The sequence below is a fragment of the Microbispora corallina genome, assembly GCF_016863035.1.
GTDB classification, from domain to species: domain Bacteria; phylum Actinomycetota; class Actinomycetes; order Streptosporangiales; family Streptosporangiaceae; genus Microbispora; species Microbispora corallina.
Genome location: NZ_BOOC01000011.1, coordinates 272,025 through 288,455 on the forward strand (window position 1 = coordinate 272,025; position 16,431 = coordinate 288,455).

The following is a 16,431-nucleotide window of genomic DNA, read 5'->3' on the forward strand; positions in this document are numbered from 1 at the left end:
AGTGGCTCCGGGCGCCGGTATCACCTGGGACCAGGCCCAGGACGGAGCGAGCCACGCAGCGTTGGAGGAAAGTGCCGAGGGCCGGGAAGGGTGAGGGCACCTGCCGAGGAGGGGGAGGGGTCGTGGACGGAGACGCTCACCCGCCCGCACCGGTCGACGGGCCGCTCGCCGCGTCCACTTGCTGGCTGCTCGGCGACGCCGCCCGGGAGGTCGCCCAGGGCATGGAGAAGGCCCTCAAGGGCGAGGCCCTGCGCCGGCGCGAGTACGGGGTGCTCGTCGTCCTGGAGACGGACGGGCCGCTGTCCCAGCAGGAGATCGGGCGGCGTCTGGCGATCGACCGGTCCACCATGGTGCACGTCGTCGACGTCCTGGAGGGCCGTGGTCTGGTCGCCAGGACCAGGGACCGGGCCGACCGCCGGGCCTACTCGATCGCGCTCACCGGCCGCGGCCGGGCGTTCCTCGCGGACGTCCTCCACCCGGCGGCCGCCGCCGTACAGGACCGGCTCATGGAACGGCTGTCCCGCGAGGACCGGACACGCCTCAACCGCATTCTTGCTCAGTTGGTCATGGGCGCCTGATACGCACGTTGCGAGAAGATCCGGACTATCACTGCTCTGATAGTTTGTGAATACGCATATTGCGTGCCTGGCAAAGGGTGAGGCGTCCCCGCCACCCCCTGGAATGTGGCGCATGCCGGGAGGTGTGCCATGGACGTTTCCGTCATCGGTATCTCACCGGAATCGGTGGAAATTTATCGGTACTTTCTCCGGCACCGGGGAGAGGGCGTCGGCGAGGCCCGGCAGGCCCTCGACATGGACCCCGACACCGTCGAGGCCGCAATCGAGGATCTGGAGCGGCTGTCGCTGCTCGACCTCGGCGACCGGCACAAGGTCGTCGCCACCGAGCCCAGGATCGGCATCGAACGGCTCGTCGAGCGGCGCCTCAACGAGCTGAACGCGGAGATCCGCCGCGTCCTGGCCGCCCGGGACGCCATCGCCGTCTTGATGGAGGACCAGCAGCAGGGCGAACGGGCCGCGAGCGTCCTCGACATCGAACGGGTGGAGGGCCTGGAGCGGGTCCGGCAGCGGCTGGACGACCTCGGCTTCTTCTCCTACAAGGAGACGCTCTGCCTGCACCCCGGCGGGCCGCTGTCGCGCGGCGCCATCGAGACCGCGCTGCCGCTCGACACCCGCTCGCTGCGCCGCGGGCTCGCCGTCAAGGCGGTCTACCACCCCAAGGCGCTCGACGACCCGCTGATGGCGGCGTACCTGCGCGACGTGGTCAGCCTGGGCGGCCAGGTCCGCATCACCGAGGAGTCGATGGACCGGATGGTCGTCTTCGACCGCAGCGTGGCCGTCGTCCCCATCCACCCCAAGGAGAGCGCCCGGGGCGCGCTGCTGGTCCGCGAGGCCGGGCTGGTCTCCCAGCTCGTCACGTACTTCGACGGTGTGTGGGACGCGGCGACGGACCTGCGGGAGTTCACCGAGCCCTCGAAGGAACCGCCGCTGCTGTCGGAGCTGGAGAGGCGGGTCCTGTCCGTCATGGCCACGGCCGACAAGGACGAGATCGCGGCTCGGGAGATCGACGTGTCCGTCCGGACCTACCGCCGGTACGTCGCGGACCTCATGTCCCGGCTCGGCGCGGTGAACCGCTTCCAGGCGGCGCTGCGCGCCAAGGAAGAGCACTGGATCTGACGGGAACGGCCTCCACCTGACGGGGACCCTCTCGGCGTCGAGGAGGCGGCCCGGCAGAGGTTGTTTCTCGCGGGGTGCCTGAGTGCCTCAGTGGTGAGCGACAAGAGAGTGTCAGCGGTTCGCGAAGCATCGCCACCGGCCTGCGCGTCCTCGCCGCGCGCAAGGCCTGACAGAAAGGGCCGGACGGGCAACCGTCCGGCCCTTTCTGTGTATCCGGGCGAATCGCGACACCTGTGGACCGGTCCTGGTTTACGATCACCCGGCAAACCGAGACCCCTCAGGAGTGCCGCATGGGACACCCCCAGTACCCCCAGCAGCCCCAGCCCGGCCCGTACGGACCGCCACAGGGCCACCCGCAAGGCCACCCACAGGGCCAGCCGCAGCCGTACCCGCCGCAGTACGCCCCGCAGCCCCACCCGCAGCAGGGCTACCCGCAGCAGGGGTATCCGCAGCAGTACGGCCAGCCGTACGGGCAGCCGCAGTACCCCGCCCAGCCCTACCCGGCCCAGCCGTACCCGCAGCACCCGCTGCAGGTCCAGATGACCGGCATGTCCGTCACCAAGCCGGCCTGGACCGTCGGGCAGATCATGGCGATCATCTTCACCGGCGGCCTCGCCTGGCCGATCATCTGGCTCTCCCGCCGCTCGAAGACGACGATCACCCGCCACCGCTGACCCGGCCACCGCAACTCAGAGGGCGGGGGTCGCTGAGCAGCGGACCGTAGTCCCCAGAAAAGTCCGGGATGCTTGTTATGAATCGGGGAGTCTGAGCGGGCTTAACGAGTGAGGCCGCAGCAGCGGTCTACACACTCGACCCTCGGGAGTTCCCCATGTTTGATCCTGTGACCGCCGGGGCCATCGGCGCCGGCCTGATTCTTGCGGTGTCCTACGGCAAGGCGCACGCCCAGTCGTTCGTCTTCCGGTCGCGCACCCGCTTTCTCGAAGCAGCCGCGCAGCTTCCCCCTGGCACGGAGATCCATCTTGAGGAGGCCGGGTCCGTCTGCCACGTGCGCGTGCCGAACCGCCCGGAAGTGCGAGCCGCTCAGGAGGGTGCAAGTGCCGTCTAAGCGGCGTCTGCCCTTTGCCCCGCCGTCCGACGACGGCGGGGCAGCCGCCCAAGCTCCAATGACTGTCGAAGGTCTGGAGCAGCTGTGGGTGGCGCGCCTGCGGAACGACGTCCTCGCCTACGTTTCTGCCCAGCTGCCTAACCACACGACCGGGCCCGACGATGTCCTGCAAAAGACCTGGATACGACTGGAACAGAGGTCCGAGGCAATCCCGCTACGAACCCCAAGCTGGTCTGGAGGAGCATCGCGGACGGCCTGATCGTCGAGGCTCGCACGGAGAACGAGAAGCACGGCCTCAAACACGTACCCAAAGGGCAAGAACTCGAATTCGTGTGGCCCAAGGAAGATCCGCAGGGTGGTGTTCAAGAAGGGAAAGACAAGGAGCGCGACGAAGAACGATCCCCGGTAGAGGAGGAAGTCCTCGGTGAAGCGCTCAAGGAGCTCGTCGAACAGCTGAAGAAGGAGAAGCTGACCAAGGCGGAGCGCGTCGTCTACGAAGGGGTGGTCGAGCAAGGACGCCCTCATCGACACGTCGCCGAGGAGCACGACCTCTCCCCGAAGGGCGTGCCGGTGCATCGGGATCGAGCACTCACAAAGATCCGGGAAGGGACTCGCGACCGGTGGCTCAGGTTCCACCTTGCTGTGGCCGTGGGGTCGCTCGTCGCCGTCCTGGCGAAGCTGCTCGGGTTCGACAGCAAGGCCATCGTGGTCACGGTGCCGGTGGTCGTGCTCGTGTTCGAGGCGTGTGCGGCTCTGGCGAAGAGGCTGAGAGAAGGTCGAGCGCGGCGGAGCCTGGGCGAACCTCCTCAGGGTGGGCCCGAGGACGAGCAGGACAGGCGTTGATCTTGAGCGTCGAGGCCACGATGATGGACTCATGCCGGTGCGGATCGACATCGACGAGACGGCCCTGCGGGAACTCCTGCAGAGCCCGACTGGCCCGGTCGTCCGGCATGTGTGGCAGGTCGCGAACCGCACGCTGAACGAGGCGCGGCGCAGGTGCCCCGTCGACGAGGGGCACCTGCGCGCGTCGCTCCAGATGGCGTTGCACGCCGGTCCCGGCCGGGTATGGGCCACTGTGGGGTCGCACCTGGAGTACGCGATCTACGTGCACGAGGGCACCGGCCTGTACGGGCCGAAGCACCACCTGATCCGCCCCATGTCGGCGAAGGTCCTCGCGTGGAAGAGTCGCAACCCGAAGGCCACGCCGAAGGGCAAGGGGAACATGGTGTTCGCCGCCTACGTGAAGGGCATGAAGCCGCGACCGTTCCTCGTGGAAGCGCTTAAGGCCGCGAGCCCCCACCCCGTGCACGAGGGCAAGACCATGCTGTGACGGCCCCCCTGGCGCTACCGCTTGGCGGGCCATACGCTTCCCCGCGTACGGGGCAAGATCGCATCTTCCGGGGGGAAGCATGGCAACAGCAGCGGCGGCCGCCGTGGAGTCGACCGAGTTCGTGATCGACACGCAGAGAACGACGTCGATCCGTTTCACCATGCAGGCCGACCTGCGAAGGCCGTGAGCCGCGCCGGCCTCATCCTCGAGGACGTAGCCGGGCCAGCCAGAACAGGACCGCCACCGCAACCCCGCTGAGCGTCGCCTCCAGTGACCCCCTCCCGGCCGTCAAGCTGAGGACGAAGGCGACCGCCCCCAGCGCGGGCGCAGCTACCAGGCCGACCTTGGTGCGCAGGTCCATGGCACGCCTTCGCGGTTCGTCCTGGCCAAGGCCGAGGAGGTTCGCGAACAGGTTGGGGAACATGTTGTCGATCTGTTCCTGCAGCCGCGCCGCTTCCCGTGCCTCGGCCGCCGCACGCCTGCGCTTGCCCTGGACACTGGCCAGTTGCTCGCGGGCCAGATGCAGGTCGATCACCGCTCTGAGCACGCCGACGTCCTGGACGAGCCGTTCGTAGAGCGCGACCCTCTCGCCGGCCGCGGCCACGGCCTCCTTCCTTCTGCGCAGCGCGACCAGCAGTGTGACGAATTGGTTGAGCATTTGCGCCAGCTCCAGCCTGGCCGCTGCCTCCGCGTTCGGATCGGACGGATCCGCCTCCGTGACGGTCGCGCGCAGCCGCTCCACCGTTTCCCGCGCGTAGGGCAGCGCCTCCTCCTGCCTGCCCAGCGCGGTGAGTGTGGTCGTCATCCCGGCCAGCACGTTGGTGAGCAGGGGACCGCCGAAGTCTCGGACGGCGACCAGGTGCTCCTGGCCGATGGCCAGGGCCTCCTCCCACCGTTCCAGCCGCTGGTACATGCCCATCAGGCTCACCACGTTCCTGGCCAGCGCTGACTGGAAGGAGCGGATCGGGTGTCTGACGACGGTCTCACGCGCCAGCGCCACAGCCTCGATCGCAGCGCGCACCCCATCGTCGTGGCGTCCCACGGTGAACAGCTGGGCGGCATGCGTGCCGAGCATCGCCGCCACCCGGTGCCCGAACGCGTCAGGGTCCGCCTCGGCCAGCCACCTGCTCAGCGTCACCGCCTCCTGCGAGGCTTCGATCGTCTGCTCCTCGCCCCGCTTCAGCGTCATCCGCAGGTACGCGAGGTTGCCCAGGGCCATGGCCAGGCCGCCCTGGAGGTCGAGGTCGTCGGGGTCGGCGGCCACGGCCAGCCGGTGGTTCTGCACGGCCTCCTGCGCCGACTCGATCGCCTCATCGTTCCTGTCCAGCTGGAAGGCGAGTATCGCGCGGTTGCCCAGTGCCATCGCGAGGTTGAACGGGTCGTCGAGGCCGCGGAGCAGGTCCACCGCTTCCTCCACGGCCGACATGGCCTCCTCGTTGCGATCGGTGCCCAGGAGTAGGTTGGCGAGGTTGTTCAGGTTGATGGCCAAGGGGCCCGTGAACCGCGCCGGGTCCTCTTCCACGAGGGCGCGGTAGCCCTCGACCGCACGCTCCTCGTGGGTGACCGCGTCCTGCGTGCGGTCGACGACCAGCAGGCGGCGGGCGAGAGTGGCGTGGAGCTCAGCTCGCATGGCGGGGTCGACGCCGGTGGCCAGGCGGTGGGCGACGACGCGCTCGGTGACGGCGGCGATTCCAGCGTCGAGGTCGATGTTCCTGCGCTCGGGGAAGAGCCTCTCGACCGCGTCGAGCACCGCCGGATCGAGGCCCGGTACCTCGGCGAGCGCGGTGAGCGCCGCTCCACCTCCAGCCAGCGCCAGGGCCGGATCCGCGGAAAGGGCGTCGGCCAGGCTCTTGCCTACGTGCGGCCACCTCGTGGCCGACGAAGCGAGAAAGGTGATGGCCCGTCCCGCGTAGGCAGGTGGGTCGCCGTCATGGGCCAGCAGCCCGGCGGTCGCGCCCGGCGTCCACGGGTCGGCGCCGCCGCTGGCCGCGTGGCCGGGCAGGGCCAGCGCCAGCAGGTCCTCCGCCAGCCTGTCAGGGTAGAGCGGTTCCAGGACCCGATCCGGCTCGGCCGGCGGGTAGCAGACGGCATGATCGTCGATGAGTTCGTGCGGGTGCCCCGGCAGGCCCAGCCCGCCCAGCACCCCTGTCGCCGCTTCGTAGCTCTGGGCGCCGGTCAGGACAGCGGTGAACACAGTCCTGGCCATCACCTGCGGAGGTGTCGACATGGCCTGGTTGCCGTGCAGCTCTGTCCAGTGGCGGCGTTCGCGGTCGAGCAGGTAGGCGGAGAACTCCGACGGATCGCCGGGCGGGCTGACGCCTCTGGCACGCGCGTCGACGGCTACCAGGGCGGCCATGTGCAGGGTCAGCACGAGCTCGAATCCGGGGCCGTCAAGGCGAGGTGGGGCAACCTCATCCGGTACGGCCAGGCCGTACCGTTCGCAGAAGCAGTCGCGGGCGGCGGCGAACACCCGTTCGCGGTCGATCGCCGTCCGGGGCAGCGGTCCGAGCGGCAGGTCGCCGGTTCGCGCGCCATGTTCGGTCAGTACGGCACGCAGCGCCGGCCAGGAGCGCACCGACCTGGCCACCAGCAGCACCCGCGCGGTTCGAGGAGCGTGCAGCAGCGCGTTGGCGAACAGCCAGCTCAGGTGGGAGAGGGGCCACCGGTCCGCGTAGTCCACGATCAGCAGCAGGCCGGGCGCCGCCCCGGGGAGGAGGTCCTGGCTGCCGGGAGACGGGACGGCACGGTGGACGGCGGTCACGACCTTCCAGCCGCGCTCAGCCGCCAGGTCGGCGAACGCGGACACCAGGCGGGTCTTGCCCTGGCCGCCCGGGCCGTGCACCCAGCGCGCCGCCAGCTGCGGCCCCTCCAGCCACGAGGTCAGGTCGGCGAGTTCGGCCTCCCGCCCGCCGAAGGCGACGACCTCGTACCGGGCGTCGAGGAGCCTGCTCGGCTGTTCGAGCAGCCAGGCGGCGTCCGCGGCCGGTGGTCCTGCCCGCTCGAGAAGGGTGTAGACGGGACCCGCGTCCTGGAAGACGTGCAGGTCAGCGCCGATGACGCCGTACGCGAAGCCGGCCTCGGCCTGGACCGTCTGCTGGAAGAGCGGCTCGTTCACCGAGCCGGGTCGTCGATGTCGCCGTGGATGATGACGTTGCCGCCCTGGGCGGCGAAGAGCCTGCTGTGGTCGCGGGCGATGTTGTTCTGCACCCACGTCATCGACTTCTCGGGGAGTCCGGCCTGCAGCTCGGTCACCAGGTCGCGCAGCTCGCCCGCCAGCTCCGGATGCTCTTCGAGCAGATCCTCGACCTCCAGCTGCCACACGCCGATCAGCGCCTGGCGGACCCGGTCTTCGTCCTTCCGCGCCACCCGGTCCGCGTTGGTGTCGAGCTGGGCATCGATCCTGTCCAGTTCGGCCTGGCCGCGCCTGGAGAACAGACGGGAGAAGCCCGACTTGGCGCTCTCCCATCCGTCTGTGGCCATCGCGCCCACCAGGGTGGTGGCCGCGGTGGCGGCCAGGGCGGACAGAGCCTCTGCGAGCATCGGATCTCCTCGGGGGTAAAGCCTGCCACGAGTGTCCATCCCGGGGGAGGGATCGTTCAATCCCATGCCTGGCTCACTGACATGATCCGCGAGGTCCACACCGCCCCTCGCGGCGTCTACGGCGGCCGCCGGGTGCACGCCGAACTCACGCCCGGCCGCGGCATCGCGGTCGGATACGCGCCGTCGCCACGCTGATGCAGCGCTGCCTGCGGCTGTCATGCGCGAGCTGTTTCGCGGGCTGCTTCACCGGGGCGCGGGCGCTGCGGCCTGCTGCACGGGGGTGCCGCGAGATGCTTCGGGATGCGTCAGCGCGGTGCGCCTGCGGCTGTCATGCGCGGGCTGCTTCACGGGCTGCTTCACCGTGGCGCTGGAGCCTGCTGCACGGGGTGCTTCGGGATGTTTCGCGCGGTGTCCGGGGGGCCCGCCTCGCGGGTGCCTGCCAAGCCGGTCGCGCATTCTCCTGGGCCCAGGATTTTTCTTTTTCCTCTTCGCCGGCGTCCCGGCGGTCGTGCCTTTTCTTCGTGCCTTTTCTTCTGTTTCTCGACGCCCTGTGGCGGGGCGTTTCTCGTTTTTCCGATCCTTTGTCCGCCGATCCGGCGATTCCACGCCTCCGGCGATGTGTCCTAGTCCCAGGTGGTGCCGTCGGTCGTGGCCGGGGCGGAGTCCCAGGTGGTGCCGTCCGTGGTCGCCGGGGCGGAGTCCCAGGTGGTGCCGTCCGTGCCGGCGGCCACGATGCGTGGGGCGTCCCAGGTGGTCCCGCCCGCCGCGGCCTGGTAGCCGCCCACCCCCACCGCGCAGGCGAGGGCGCCGGACGCGATGGCCACCGACCACTTGACGAAACGGGCCGAAATGCGGGGGGAAACGGTCCGGGTGACAATCTGAGTGTTCATTTCTTTTCGCCTTTTCGCTGAGTCGTTGTGTTTTGTTCTCGCACAACCAACTCTGCGGTTTTCGCGGCTCCGCAACCAGATAAAACGGCGGCAGCATGCTGCCGGGCGGCGACAGCTTCCTGCCATCGTCGCGGCGCTTCTACGGGGCCGGGCGATGGCACACAAGAAGGTGACAGCGCCGACGCGGCCGCCTTTGACTGGAGTGGGTATTGGAGGAGATGTCGATGCTGGTGAGCATTACCGGTGGCACCGGATTCGTCGGCGCGCATTCCGTCGCGGCCCTCGTGCGCGCGGGCCACCGGGCCCGTCTGCTCGTCCGCGACCCTTCGAGGGTCGAGCCCGCCCTGGCCCCTTTGGGGGTCCAATCCGACGCGGTCGAGGTGGTGCGGGGCGACGTCACCGACGCCGCCTCCGTCGCCGAGGCGATGCGCGGCGCGGACGCCGCGCTGCACGCCGCGTCCGTCTACTCCTTCGACAGCCGCCGGCACGCCCGCATGCGCGAGGTCAACGAGCGAGGCACCCGCATCGTGCTGGACGCCGCGCTGCGGGCCGGCGCCGACCCCGTCGTTCATGTCTCCACCATGGTGGCGCTCTTCCCCGCACCCGGACAGGTAATCGACGAGCGGTCGCCCATCGGCCGTCCCAAGGAGACCTACATGGCGACCAAGGCCGCGGCCGAGTCGGTCGCCCGGCGCCACCAGGAGGAGGGCGCGCCGGTGGTCATCACCTACCCGCCCGCGCTGCTCGGCCCGGACGACCCCCACCTGGGGGACCAGAACGCCCGTCTCCGCGACGCGCTCCGCGGCCTGATGCCGCTGTGGCCTTCGGGAGGCTTCCCCGTCGGAGATGTCCGGGACACGGCCGCGTTGCACGCGCGCGTCCTCACCTCGCCTGTGGCAGGATCCGGACGCCACTTCGGGCCCGGGCGGCACGTGCCGACCCGCGATTACATGGAGACGCTGCGTGAGGTGACCGGCCGGGCGCTCCCTGCGGCGTTCCTCCCGGCCCGGGCGATGCTCCCCGTCGGGCGCGCAGCCGACCTCCTGCAGCGGGTGTGGCCGTGGCACATCCCGGCCGAATACGGCGGCATCTACACCTGTGCCTGCGACACCCGCCCGTCGGAGACGGCCGACACCGGCGGCATCGCCGCCCGGCCGCTCGCCGAGACCGTCGCCGACACCGTCCGGTGGCTGCACGACCGCGGTCACCTGTCGGCCCGTCAGGCCGGGATCGCCCGGATGGGCTCCCCGTCCGAGCCCGCCCGATGACGCGCCGGACGACCTGCGGCCGGAGGCCCGGCGCCGCCGTCCGCACCCCGTACGAACGAGACCCTTCACGAACCGCCCGACATATTGACGACCTCGACGCCGAGGAGCGCTGATGACGATCACGAACATCGACCCCGTGGTGGTGACCGTGCCGCGGCGGCGCGACCCGGAGCGGGGCGCCCCGGCCGGCCGCGTCGCCGCGCCGGCCCCGCCCGCGCCACCCGCCGTTCCCGTCCCGGCGGGTCCGCAGACCGCACCGCGGGCCACGCCGCAGACCGCGCCGCAGGCTCCGCCGCCGTCCCCGTCCATGCGGACGCTGCGGGAACGGCGCGACGCCCTGCGCGACGAGATCGTGGCCGGGACGCGCGCCGCGGTCGACCGCCAGCACGCCCTCGGCAAGCGGACGGCCAGGGAGCGGCTCGCGCTGCTGCTCGACGAGGGGTCGTTCGTCGAGATCGACATGTACCGGCGGCACCAGGCCCACGGCCTCGGCATGGAGCGGCGCCGCCCGCACACCGACGGCGTCGTCACCGGATCCGGGACGATCCACGGCCGCAGGGTGTTCGTCTACGCGCAGGACTTCACCATCTTCGGCGGCTCCCTGGGCGAGGCCCACGCCGTGAAGATCCAGAAGGTGATGGACCTCGCCGTCTCCACCGGCTCGCCGTTCATCGGCATCAACGACAGCGGTGGCGCGCGGATCCAGGAGGGGGTGATGTCGCTCAACGGGTACGGCGGCATCTTCCAGCGCAACGTCCAGGCGTCCGGGGTGATCCCGCAGATCAGCGTGGTCCTCGGGCCCTGCGCCGGGGGAGCGGCCTACTCCACGGCGCTGGCCGACTTCACGTTCATGGTGCGCGACGCCGCCCAGCTCTACCTCACCGGCCCGGACGTCGTGGAGGCCGTCAGCGGCCAGCGCGTCACGCACGACGAGCTGGGCGGCGCCCAGGTCCACGGCACCCGCTCCGGCATCGCCACGTTCGTGCACGACGACGAGGAGACATGCCTGGAGGACGTGCGCTACCTCGTCTCGATGCTGCCGGCCAACAACCTCGAACTGCCGCCGCGCGGACCCTCCCGCGACGCGGCGTCCGACCTGCGCCCGCGCCTGGCCGAGATCGTCCCGGTCGAGCCGAACAAGCCGTACGACATGCGGCAGGTCCTCGCCGAGGTGGTCGACGACGGCGAGTTCATGGAGTTGCACGAGGGCTGGGCGGGGAACGTCATCTGCGCGCTCGCCCGGATCGACGGCGAGGTGGTCGGCGTCGTGGCCAACCAGCCCCTCGTGCTCGCGGGTGTGCTCGACGTGGCCGCGTCGCAGAAGGCCGCCAGGTTCGTCCGTTTCTGCGATGCCTTCAGCATCCCGCTCGTCACGCTCGTCGACGTGCCCGGCTTCCTCCCCGGAACCGACCAGGAGTACGCCGGCATCATCCGGCACGGCGCCAAGCTGCTGTACGCGTACTGCGAGGCGACCGTGCCCCGGGTGCAGGTCATCCTCCGCAAGGCGTACGGCGGGGCGTACATCGTGATGGACTCCCGTTCGATCGGCACCGACCTGTCGCTGGCCTGGCCGACCAACGAGATCGCGGTCATGGGCGCCGAGGGCGCGGTGAACGTGATCCACCGGCGCGAGCTCGCGTCCGCCGCCGACCCCGCCGCCCTCCGGGCCGAACTGGTGGCCGAGTACTCGAGGCAGCTCGTCCACCCCCACTACGCCGCCGAGCGCGGGCTCGTGGACGACGTCATCGACCCCGCCCACACGCGATCGGCGCTCGCCCGTGGCCTCGCCATGCTCCGTGACAAGCGCCGCCCGGCCGTGCAGCGCAAGCACGGCAACGTCCCGCTGTAGGGCGTCCCCGTACGTGCGCGGCGTTCCCGCCGGCGGCGCTGTCGCGGCCGGTGGTCGTGGCCGCGCCGTCGAAGCGCCCGGCCCGCCCTGGCTCCACGGGGCGGGCTGACGGGGTCGCCTGGTCCACGGCGCGGGGGCTCAGCGACCGGCGGTCACCGCTTTGCCGAAGGCGAGCAGCGTGAGCCCGGGGACGGGGGTCCAGTCGCGCTCCGGCAGGCGGTCGAACCCCTTCGCCAGGTAGAGGCGCTGGGCGGATGTCATCCTGGGCTGGGTGGACAGGACGAGCCGTCGTGCGCCCCGGGACGCCGCCAGGCCGGCGACCGCCTCGACCAGCGCCCCGCCCACGCCCCGGCCGCGCGCCGCCGGATCGACCGCCAGCGCGCGCATCTCCGCCTCGCCGGCCTCACGGGCGACCTCGCAGCCGGGCCCCCACAGCTGCAGCATCGCCGTGCCCACCGCCCGGCCGTCCTCGACCGCGACGAGCACCTCCCCGTCGCCCCGCGTGCCGAGCAGCCGCAGGGTCTCGGCGTAGGCCGGGTTGGCCGCGAGCAGGTCCTCCGCCTCGTAGGCCGCCACCCGCAGCCGCCCGACCTGGTCCATCTCGTCCGGCCGTGCCTCACGTACGATCACGGCCGTATCCAACCAGGCCGGACCGGCAACGCGGCCCCGGCCCCCGCCTTTCCCCATGCCGCCGCTGTGGGAGGCGGCGGCCGCCTCCCGGCCCCGGCCGGACGGCGATCGCCGCACTGGCACCGCGCCTCCGCGGCGATCACAACGTGACGATGACGGACAGCGCCCGACAGGCGGCTCAGTAGTCCGGCTCATCTTCATAGCTGCCCTTGAAGCGGTCGCGCCATCGGAGCCGGTAAGTGGCCTCGATGAAGGCGTGCAGGGTGCCTTCCATCCGATCCAGCCTGCGGGTTGCAATGGTGAACTCGTTGATCGTGTCCACATCGACCCGACGGTTGAGGCGGCTGTAGGCCTCAGTGAGCTCGTCTATCAGGCTTCGCATGAGCGCGGCCGCTTCCTGGTCTGTCTCTGTAAGTCTGTCGATGGCCTGAAGCATCTTGGCGTCGTGTTCTTCGAGGCTGTCGGCGACAACACGTTTGAGGCTTGCAGGAGTGACCTCGCGTAGCCGTTCAAGCGCCTCGCGAGGCTTGGCCTCCCGCTGCGCCTTCCACCGCAGAAGAGTCTGCACGGTGTAGACCTTGGGGGACTCATCAACGAGTTCGTGGTGCTCATCGCAGAACAGGATCAGATTCTCGACTGCGCGCCTCTTGTCATCCGTCATCGTGGGGTCGTAGCGAGGGCCGCCAGACTCAGCAGCCCGAATATGGGCGTACTCGACGGCGAGAAAAAAGCGCCCTTCACGGAAGTGCAGGACGGGTTCAGGGCAACCGGGCCAGTAGCAAAGACCCCCACTGAGGTGGATCAGCGCTGCCCTGGTTGCGTTCGTATAGGCACGAGGTCCTGGCACAGATGGGCTCCCTTCCTTCCCAGCGAGCCGGATCTGAACGCCCTCCACCGTGATCCGTCCGTTCTTCCTCTGCCAGACGGTCGCGGGCGGCGATGAGCAATCGTGATGAGAAGCGGGTCCTGCTCCTTTGGTCTCGCGGACGCGCTGCGGGCCATGCGGGCGGCGGGAGCCGGAGGGCGATGAGGGCCGCACGCCTCTCGCGCTCGGACAAGAGGCGTACGGCCCGTGTTCGGCGTCAGCCCGCGGTGCGAGCGCGGGGCAGCCGGGTGACCGGTGATAGCGGCCGGGCCAGCTCAGCGCACGGCTGCGGCATGCGGATCTGCCGCCAGGCGGTGCCCCACCGCTGAACGTCGTCGTCACTTCCGCCGCAGGCCCTAATGAATGAAAGCAGCAGCTCCAGCGGCGGCAGCTTGTCCTCCCTCAGGGTCTTGCTCAGCGTGCTGAGCGCGAACGCGCCGTTCGCCCGGCGGACCAGTTCCCGCAGCGCGAGATCTCCCGCCCAGATCCGGTAGCGCCGCATCCGGTCGACCAGCTCGCCGGGCGTCTGCGCGGTCAGCGGGTCAGGCTTGAGCCCGTACCCGTCCACATCCTCGACCTGCCTGGGAATCTGCACCCGACGACGCCGCAGGGCCGGCTTCGTTGGCGAGGACTCCGCCGTCCCAGCAGGACGGGCTGCAACGACCTCCTCGAGGGCGGACGCGACACTCGGCGAACCGGCGATCGGCTCCGCCGACGCCCGCCTCCAGAGGTTCTGGAGCAGGTTGCGATCGGCTCCTGGCAGCAGCATGACGTCCTTGACGAAACCGGACACGGGCTGCCGGCGGTACCGCACGACGTCCGCGAGATAGTCGAGCATGTTTCTCGTTGCATCCTCGTGTCCCGAGTGGTTCAGGTTCACGAGGATGGCGTTGATCAGAGCCTGGTAGAAGTCCTGCCACGCCATGGGCATAGGGCGCACGTACTTCTGGATGTCGCGAACCTGGCGAAGAATCGCCCTCTTATGAGGGAGCGGCTCTGGAAAAGAGTCGTCGGCCATCCTGTCACGCCCCCGAGGCGCGTGGCAGGAGCCGCTCGGCGGTGGTGGCGGCGACCGCGCATCCCCCACCCGCCAGAAGCAGGACATCCTTCGGGGTGTAGCCGTACTGGAGGAGCACGAAGAGGAACACGAAGATGATGACCAGGACGAGCAGCGGGACAACGACACGGTTGTCCAGCGAGGGAACGTCGATCTCGATGGAGGGGTTGATCTTGATGGAGGGCAAGAGCGCTCCGCCTTTCGAACGTGACACGCGGAACCTGACATGCGGCCCAGAACGTCACCACCCCTCCCGGCAGCGGCAACTACCGGCATTGAGGGCGTGGCGGACGTGATCCGCTGAAACCATGATGACCTGTTCCCTCGTCCGGATGGTGGTCTTCGCTTTCGGCCACTCCGCCCTCTTCGCTCGGCGGCGTTCCCAGGTGTTCACAGCTGTTCCCATCCGTATGGTGTCGTCCATGACGGTCCCTCGGCGTTCAAATCTGACTCGGCTGTCGCCAGTGTCCGATTTGTTCCTGTTCAATGAGAAGCGACGCTAAATGCATGTACCAGGGGTACGTGCTGACAGCGTCGATGAGCTGGTGAGACTTCCGAACTGACACGTGGAACCGCACCAGAGCAAGCGAGGGGTTCGCTGCGGCAACGGCGGGCCGAAGGGTTCACGGCCGCCCCGACGGGCGGACGTGAACCCTTTTCGTATCTGAGCGCCCCCATGGGCCCTACAGCCCGACCACGGGGTTGTCGGTCCAACGGTCGGCCTCCTCGAGATAGCCGAGCAGGGCGCGGGAGCCGTCGGCCCATGGCGCACCCGATCCCGTGCCCTCCCTGGCCGGTGGTCCTGGTGGCCGGCCTGGTGCTCACCCTGCTCCTGACGCTCTCGGCCGCCTACGGTCTCCATGGCGACGAGATGTACTACGTGGTGGCGGGCCGGCATCCCGCCTTCGGCTACGTCGACCAGCCGCCGCTGACCCCGCTCCTGTCCGCCGCCTCGGTCGGCCTGCTGGGAGTCTCGCCGACCGCGGTCCGGGTGCTGCCGGCCCTGGAGACAACGCTCGTCGTCGTCCTCGTCGTCCTCGTCGCCCTCATCGCTCGCGACCTTGGCGGATCCCGCCGGGCCCAGATCCTGGCGGCCGTCACGGCCGCCGTGTCCGGGTACCTCGCCGCCGGCCACCTCGACACCACCACCACGGCCGACCTGCTCGCCTAGGCGCTCATCCTGTGGCTGATCGTGCGGCTTCTCGCCGGTGCCGACCGGCGCCTGTGGCTGGTGGTGGGCCTGGCCGCCGGGACAGGACTCGAGAACAAGGACACGCTGTTGTTCCTGGCCGCGGGGCTGGCGATGGGACTCGTCCTCACGCGACGGTGGGACGTCGTCCGCTCGCCGTGGCCCTGGGCGGCGACAGGGATCGCCCTGCTGCTGTGGGCGCCGAACCTCGCCTGGCAGGCGACGAACGGCTGGCCCCAGCTCACCATGGCCTCACGCATCGCCGGGTACGCGGCGGACAACCGTGCCCAGATCGTGCCGCTGCTCTGGCTCTTCACCGGGCCGCTCCTCTTCGTCGTGAGCGCCGCCGGTGTGGCCTGGGTCTTTCGTTCGAGGGACGCGGCCCGATGGCGGGCGATCGGCGTCGCCGGTCTGCTCGCGCTCGCGCTCGCCGCCGTGACCGGCGGAAAGGCCTACTACGCGATCGGCGGCGTGGCCGTGTTCATGGCGGCAGGCTCGATCGTCGTCGACCGCTGGCTCGCGCGTGGACACGCCCGTCTCAAGGGGGCGGGCTTCGCCGTCGCGGCGGCGATGTCCGGTGTGCTCATCGGGTACCTGACGCTGCCGGTCCTGCCCCTCACCGCGTACGCCGCCAGTTCGCTGCCCACCGCGGCCGGCATATGTCTCCACGGTCGCAGGGGTGGTGGCCGCCCTGCCGGAGGCCGAGCGTGCCCGAGCGGTGATCCTGACTACGACTACAGCGAGGCGAGCGCGCTCGTCCTGCTTGGGTCTGGGCTGCCGCCCGTCTATTCCGGCCACAACGCGTACTGGGCGTGGGGGCCGCCACCGGCCCGGCGCACCGTCATCGTGCACGTCGGCGACTGGCGGCCGGCTGACTGGAGCAGGTTCTTCATCGGCTGCCACGACGTGGCCAGAATCGACAACGGGCTGGGCATCCAGAACGGGGAGCAAGGCAAGGCCGTCTCGGTCTGCACCGGTCTGAAGGCGCCGTGGACCTCGATGTGGTCCGGGCTCCGGACCATCAGCTAGAGGTGTGACCGGAAACGCTCACCG

The 16,431-nt window shown here is 70.1% G+C and carries 17 protein-coding genes; 10 read left to right on the top strand and 7 right to left on the bottom strand.

The features are described from left to right. Window positions 1-122: 122 nt before the first annotated feature. From Mco01_RS14860 to Mco01_RS14885, 6 genes are all read left to right on the top strand, one after another. Window positions 123-578: a MarR family winged helix-turn-helix transcriptional regulator gene (locus tag Mco01_RS14860; protein WP_204057476.1), complete on the top strand. Its 456-nt coding sequence runs from the start codon at window positions 123-125 to the stop codon at window positions 576-578. Window positions 579-743: 165 nt separating this feature from the next. Continuing rightward, complete coding sequence (locus Mco01_RS14865) at window positions 744-1,694, top strand: helix-turn-helix domain-containing protein (RefSeq protein WP_204057477.1); 951 nt, start codon at window positions 744-746, stop codon at window positions 1,692-1,694. Between the two features lie 290 nt (window positions 1,695-1,984). Beyond that, window positions 1,985-2,368 carry a hypothetical protein gene (locus tag Mco01_RS14870; protein WP_204057478.1) on the top strand — a complete coding sequence of 128 codons (384 nt, stop codon included), beginning with the start codon at window positions 1,985-1,987 and terminating at the stop codon, window positions 2,366-2,368. Between the two features lie 155 nt (window positions 2,369-2,523). Further along, window positions 2,524-2,760: a hypothetical protein gene (locus tag Mco01_RS14875; RefSeq protein ID WP_204057479.1), complete on the top strand. Its 237-nt coding sequence runs from the start codon at window positions 2,524-2,526 to the stop codon at window positions 2,758-2,760. Window positions 2,761-3,090: 330 nt separating this feature from the next. After that, entirely contained in the window at window positions 3,091-3,603 is a 513-nt protein-coding gene (locus tag Mco01_RS14880; RefSeq protein ID WP_204057480.1) for a response regulator transcription factor FixJ, read from the top strand. A 31-nt stretch (window positions 3,604-3,634) separates the two neighbouring features. Beyond that, a complete protein-coding gene (locus tag Mco01_RS14885; RefSeq protein WP_204057481.1) occupies window positions 3,635-4,090 on the top strand; it encodes an HK97 gp10 family phage protein in 456 nt (151 codons plus the stop codon). A 199-nt stretch (window positions 4,091-4,289) separates the two neighbouring features. Here the strand turns inward: Mco01_RS14885 and Mco01_RS14890 are convergent, their stop codons facing one another. From Mco01_RS14890 to Mco01_RS14900, 3 genes are all read right to left on the bottom strand, one after another. Then, window positions 4,290-7,205, bottom strand: coding sequence for a tetratricopeptide repeat protein (locus tag Mco01_RS14890; protein ID WP_204057482.1), 2,916 nt, complete (start codon window positions 7,203-7,205; stop codon window positions 4,290-4,292). Next, the gene (locus Mco01_RS14895) at window positions 7,202-7,630 is read right to left on the bottom strand and encodes a hypothetical protein (protein WP_204057483.1); all 429 of its coding nucleotides are present in this window, start codon (window positions 7,628-7,630) and stop codon (window positions 7,202-7,204) included. Before Mco01_RS14895 ends, Mco01_RS14890 begins: the two co-directional genes overlap by 4 nt. Window positions 7,631-8,253: 623 nt before the next feature. After that, window positions 8,254-8,520: a hypothetical protein gene (locus Mco01_RS14900; RefSeq protein WP_204057484.1), complete on the bottom strand. Its 267-nt coding sequence runs from the start codon at window positions 8,518-8,520 to the stop codon at window positions 8,254-8,256. A 224-nt stretch (window positions 8,521-8,744) separates the two neighbouring features. Between Mco01_RS14900 and Mco01_RS14905 the strand changes: the two genes are divergently transcribed. Next, on the top strand, window positions 8,745-9,788 hold the full coding sequence (locus Mco01_RS14905) for an NAD-dependent epimerase/dehydratase family protein (RefSeq protein ID WP_204057485.1): 1,044 nt from the start codon (window positions 8,745-8,747) through the stop codon (window positions 9,786-9,788). 307 nt (window positions 9,789-10,095) lie between these two features. Continuing rightward, complete coding sequence (locus Mco01_RS14910; protein WP_204057564.1) at window positions 10,096-11,637, top strand: acyl-CoA carboxylase subunit beta; 1,542 nt, start codon at window positions 10,096-10,098, stop codon at window positions 11,635-11,637. Between the two features lie 138 nt (window positions 11,638-11,775). Here the strand turns inward: Mco01_RS14910 and Mco01_RS14915 are convergent, their stop codons facing one another. The 4 genes from Mco01_RS14915 to Mco01_RS14930 all read right to left on the bottom strand — a co-directional run bounded on the left by Mco01_RS14915 (window position 11,776) and on the right by Mco01_RS14930 (window position 14,376). Further along, window positions 11,776-12,267: a GNAT family N-acetyltransferase gene (locus Mco01_RS14915; protein WP_372444840.1), complete on the bottom strand. Its 492-nt coding sequence runs from the start codon at window positions 12,265-12,267 to the stop codon at window positions 11,776-11,778. Window positions 12,268-12,445: 178 nt separating this feature from the next. Next, on the bottom strand, window positions 12,446-12,928 hold the full coding sequence (locus Mco01_RS14920; RefSeq protein WP_204057486.1) for a hypothetical protein: 483 nt from the start codon (window positions 12,926-12,928) through the stop codon (window positions 12,446-12,448). A gap of 421 nt (window positions 12,929-13,349) precedes the next feature. Beyond that, window positions 13,350-14,150: a hypothetical protein gene (locus tag Mco01_RS14925; protein WP_204057487.1), complete on the bottom strand. Its 801-nt coding sequence runs from the start codon at window positions 14,148-14,150 to the stop codon at window positions 13,350-13,352. A gap of 4 nt (window positions 14,151-14,154) precedes the next feature. Continuing rightward, on the bottom strand, window positions 14,155-14,376 hold the full coding sequence (locus Mco01_RS14930; protein WP_204057488.1) for a hypothetical protein: 222 nt from the start codon (window positions 14,374-14,376) through the stop codon (window positions 14,155-14,157). 576 nt (window positions 14,377-14,952) lie between these two features. Between Mco01_RS14930 and Mco01_RS40205 the strand changes: the two genes are divergently transcribed. Together Mco01_RS40205 and Mco01_RS14940 are read left to right on the top strand one after the other, a co-directional pair. Further along, window positions 14,953-15,360, top strand: a complete 408-nt coding sequence (locus Mco01_RS40205; RefSeq protein ID WP_204057489.1) for a glycosyltransferase family protein — start codon at window positions 14,953-14,955, stop codon at window positions 15,358-15,360. A 9-nt stretch (window positions 15,361-15,369) separates the two neighbouring features. After that, complete coding sequence (locus Mco01_RS14940; RefSeq protein WP_344056869.1) at window positions 15,370-16,407, top strand: glycosyltransferase family 39 protein; 1,038 nt, start codon at window positions 15,370-15,372, stop codon at window positions 16,405-16,407. Window positions 16,408-16,431: the final 24 nt, after the last annotated feature.

Bases quoted from the DNA above. Each gene is read 5' to 3' on its own strand.
- Mco01_RS14870 (WP_204057478.1), top strand. From the start codon at position 1,985: ATGGGACACCCCCAGTACCCCCAGCAGCCCCAGCCCGGCCCGTACGGA.
- Mco01_RS14875 (WP_204057479.1), top strand. From the start codon at position 2,524: ATGTTTGATCCTGTGACCGCCGGGGCCATCGGCGCCGGCCTGATTCTT.
- Mco01_RS14885 (WP_204057481.1), top strand. From the start codon at position 3,635: ATGCCGGTGCGGATCGACATCGACGAGACGGCCCTGCGGGAACTCCTG.
- Mco01_RS14895 (WP_204057483.1), bottom strand. From the start codon at position 7,630: ATGCTCGCAGAGGCTCTGTCCGCCCTGGCCGCCACCGCGGCCACCACC.
- Mco01_RS14900 (WP_204057484.1), bottom strand. From the start codon at position 8,520: ATGAACACTCAGATTGTCACCCGGACCGTTTCCCCCCGCATTTCGGCC.
- Mco01_RS14905 (WP_204057485.1), top strand. From the start codon at position 8,745: ATGCTGGTGAGCATTACCGGTGGCACCGGATTCGTCGGCGCGCATTCC.
- Mco01_RS14910 (WP_204057564.1), top strand. From the start codon at position 10,096: ATGCGGACGCTGCGGGAACGGCGCGACGCCCTGCGCGACGAGATCGTG.
- Mco01_RS14920 (WP_204057486.1), bottom strand. From the start codon at position 12,928: ATGACGGATGACAAGAGGCGCGCAGTCGAGAATCTGATCCTGTTCTGC.
- Mco01_RS14925 (WP_204057487.1), bottom strand. From the start codon at position 14,150: ATGGCCGACGACTCTTTTCCAGAGCCGCTCCCTCATAAGAGGGCGATT.
- Mco01_RS40205 (WP_204057489.1), top strand. From the start codon at position 14,953: ATGGCGCACCCGATCCCGTGCCCTCCCTGGCCGGTGGTCCTGGTGGCC.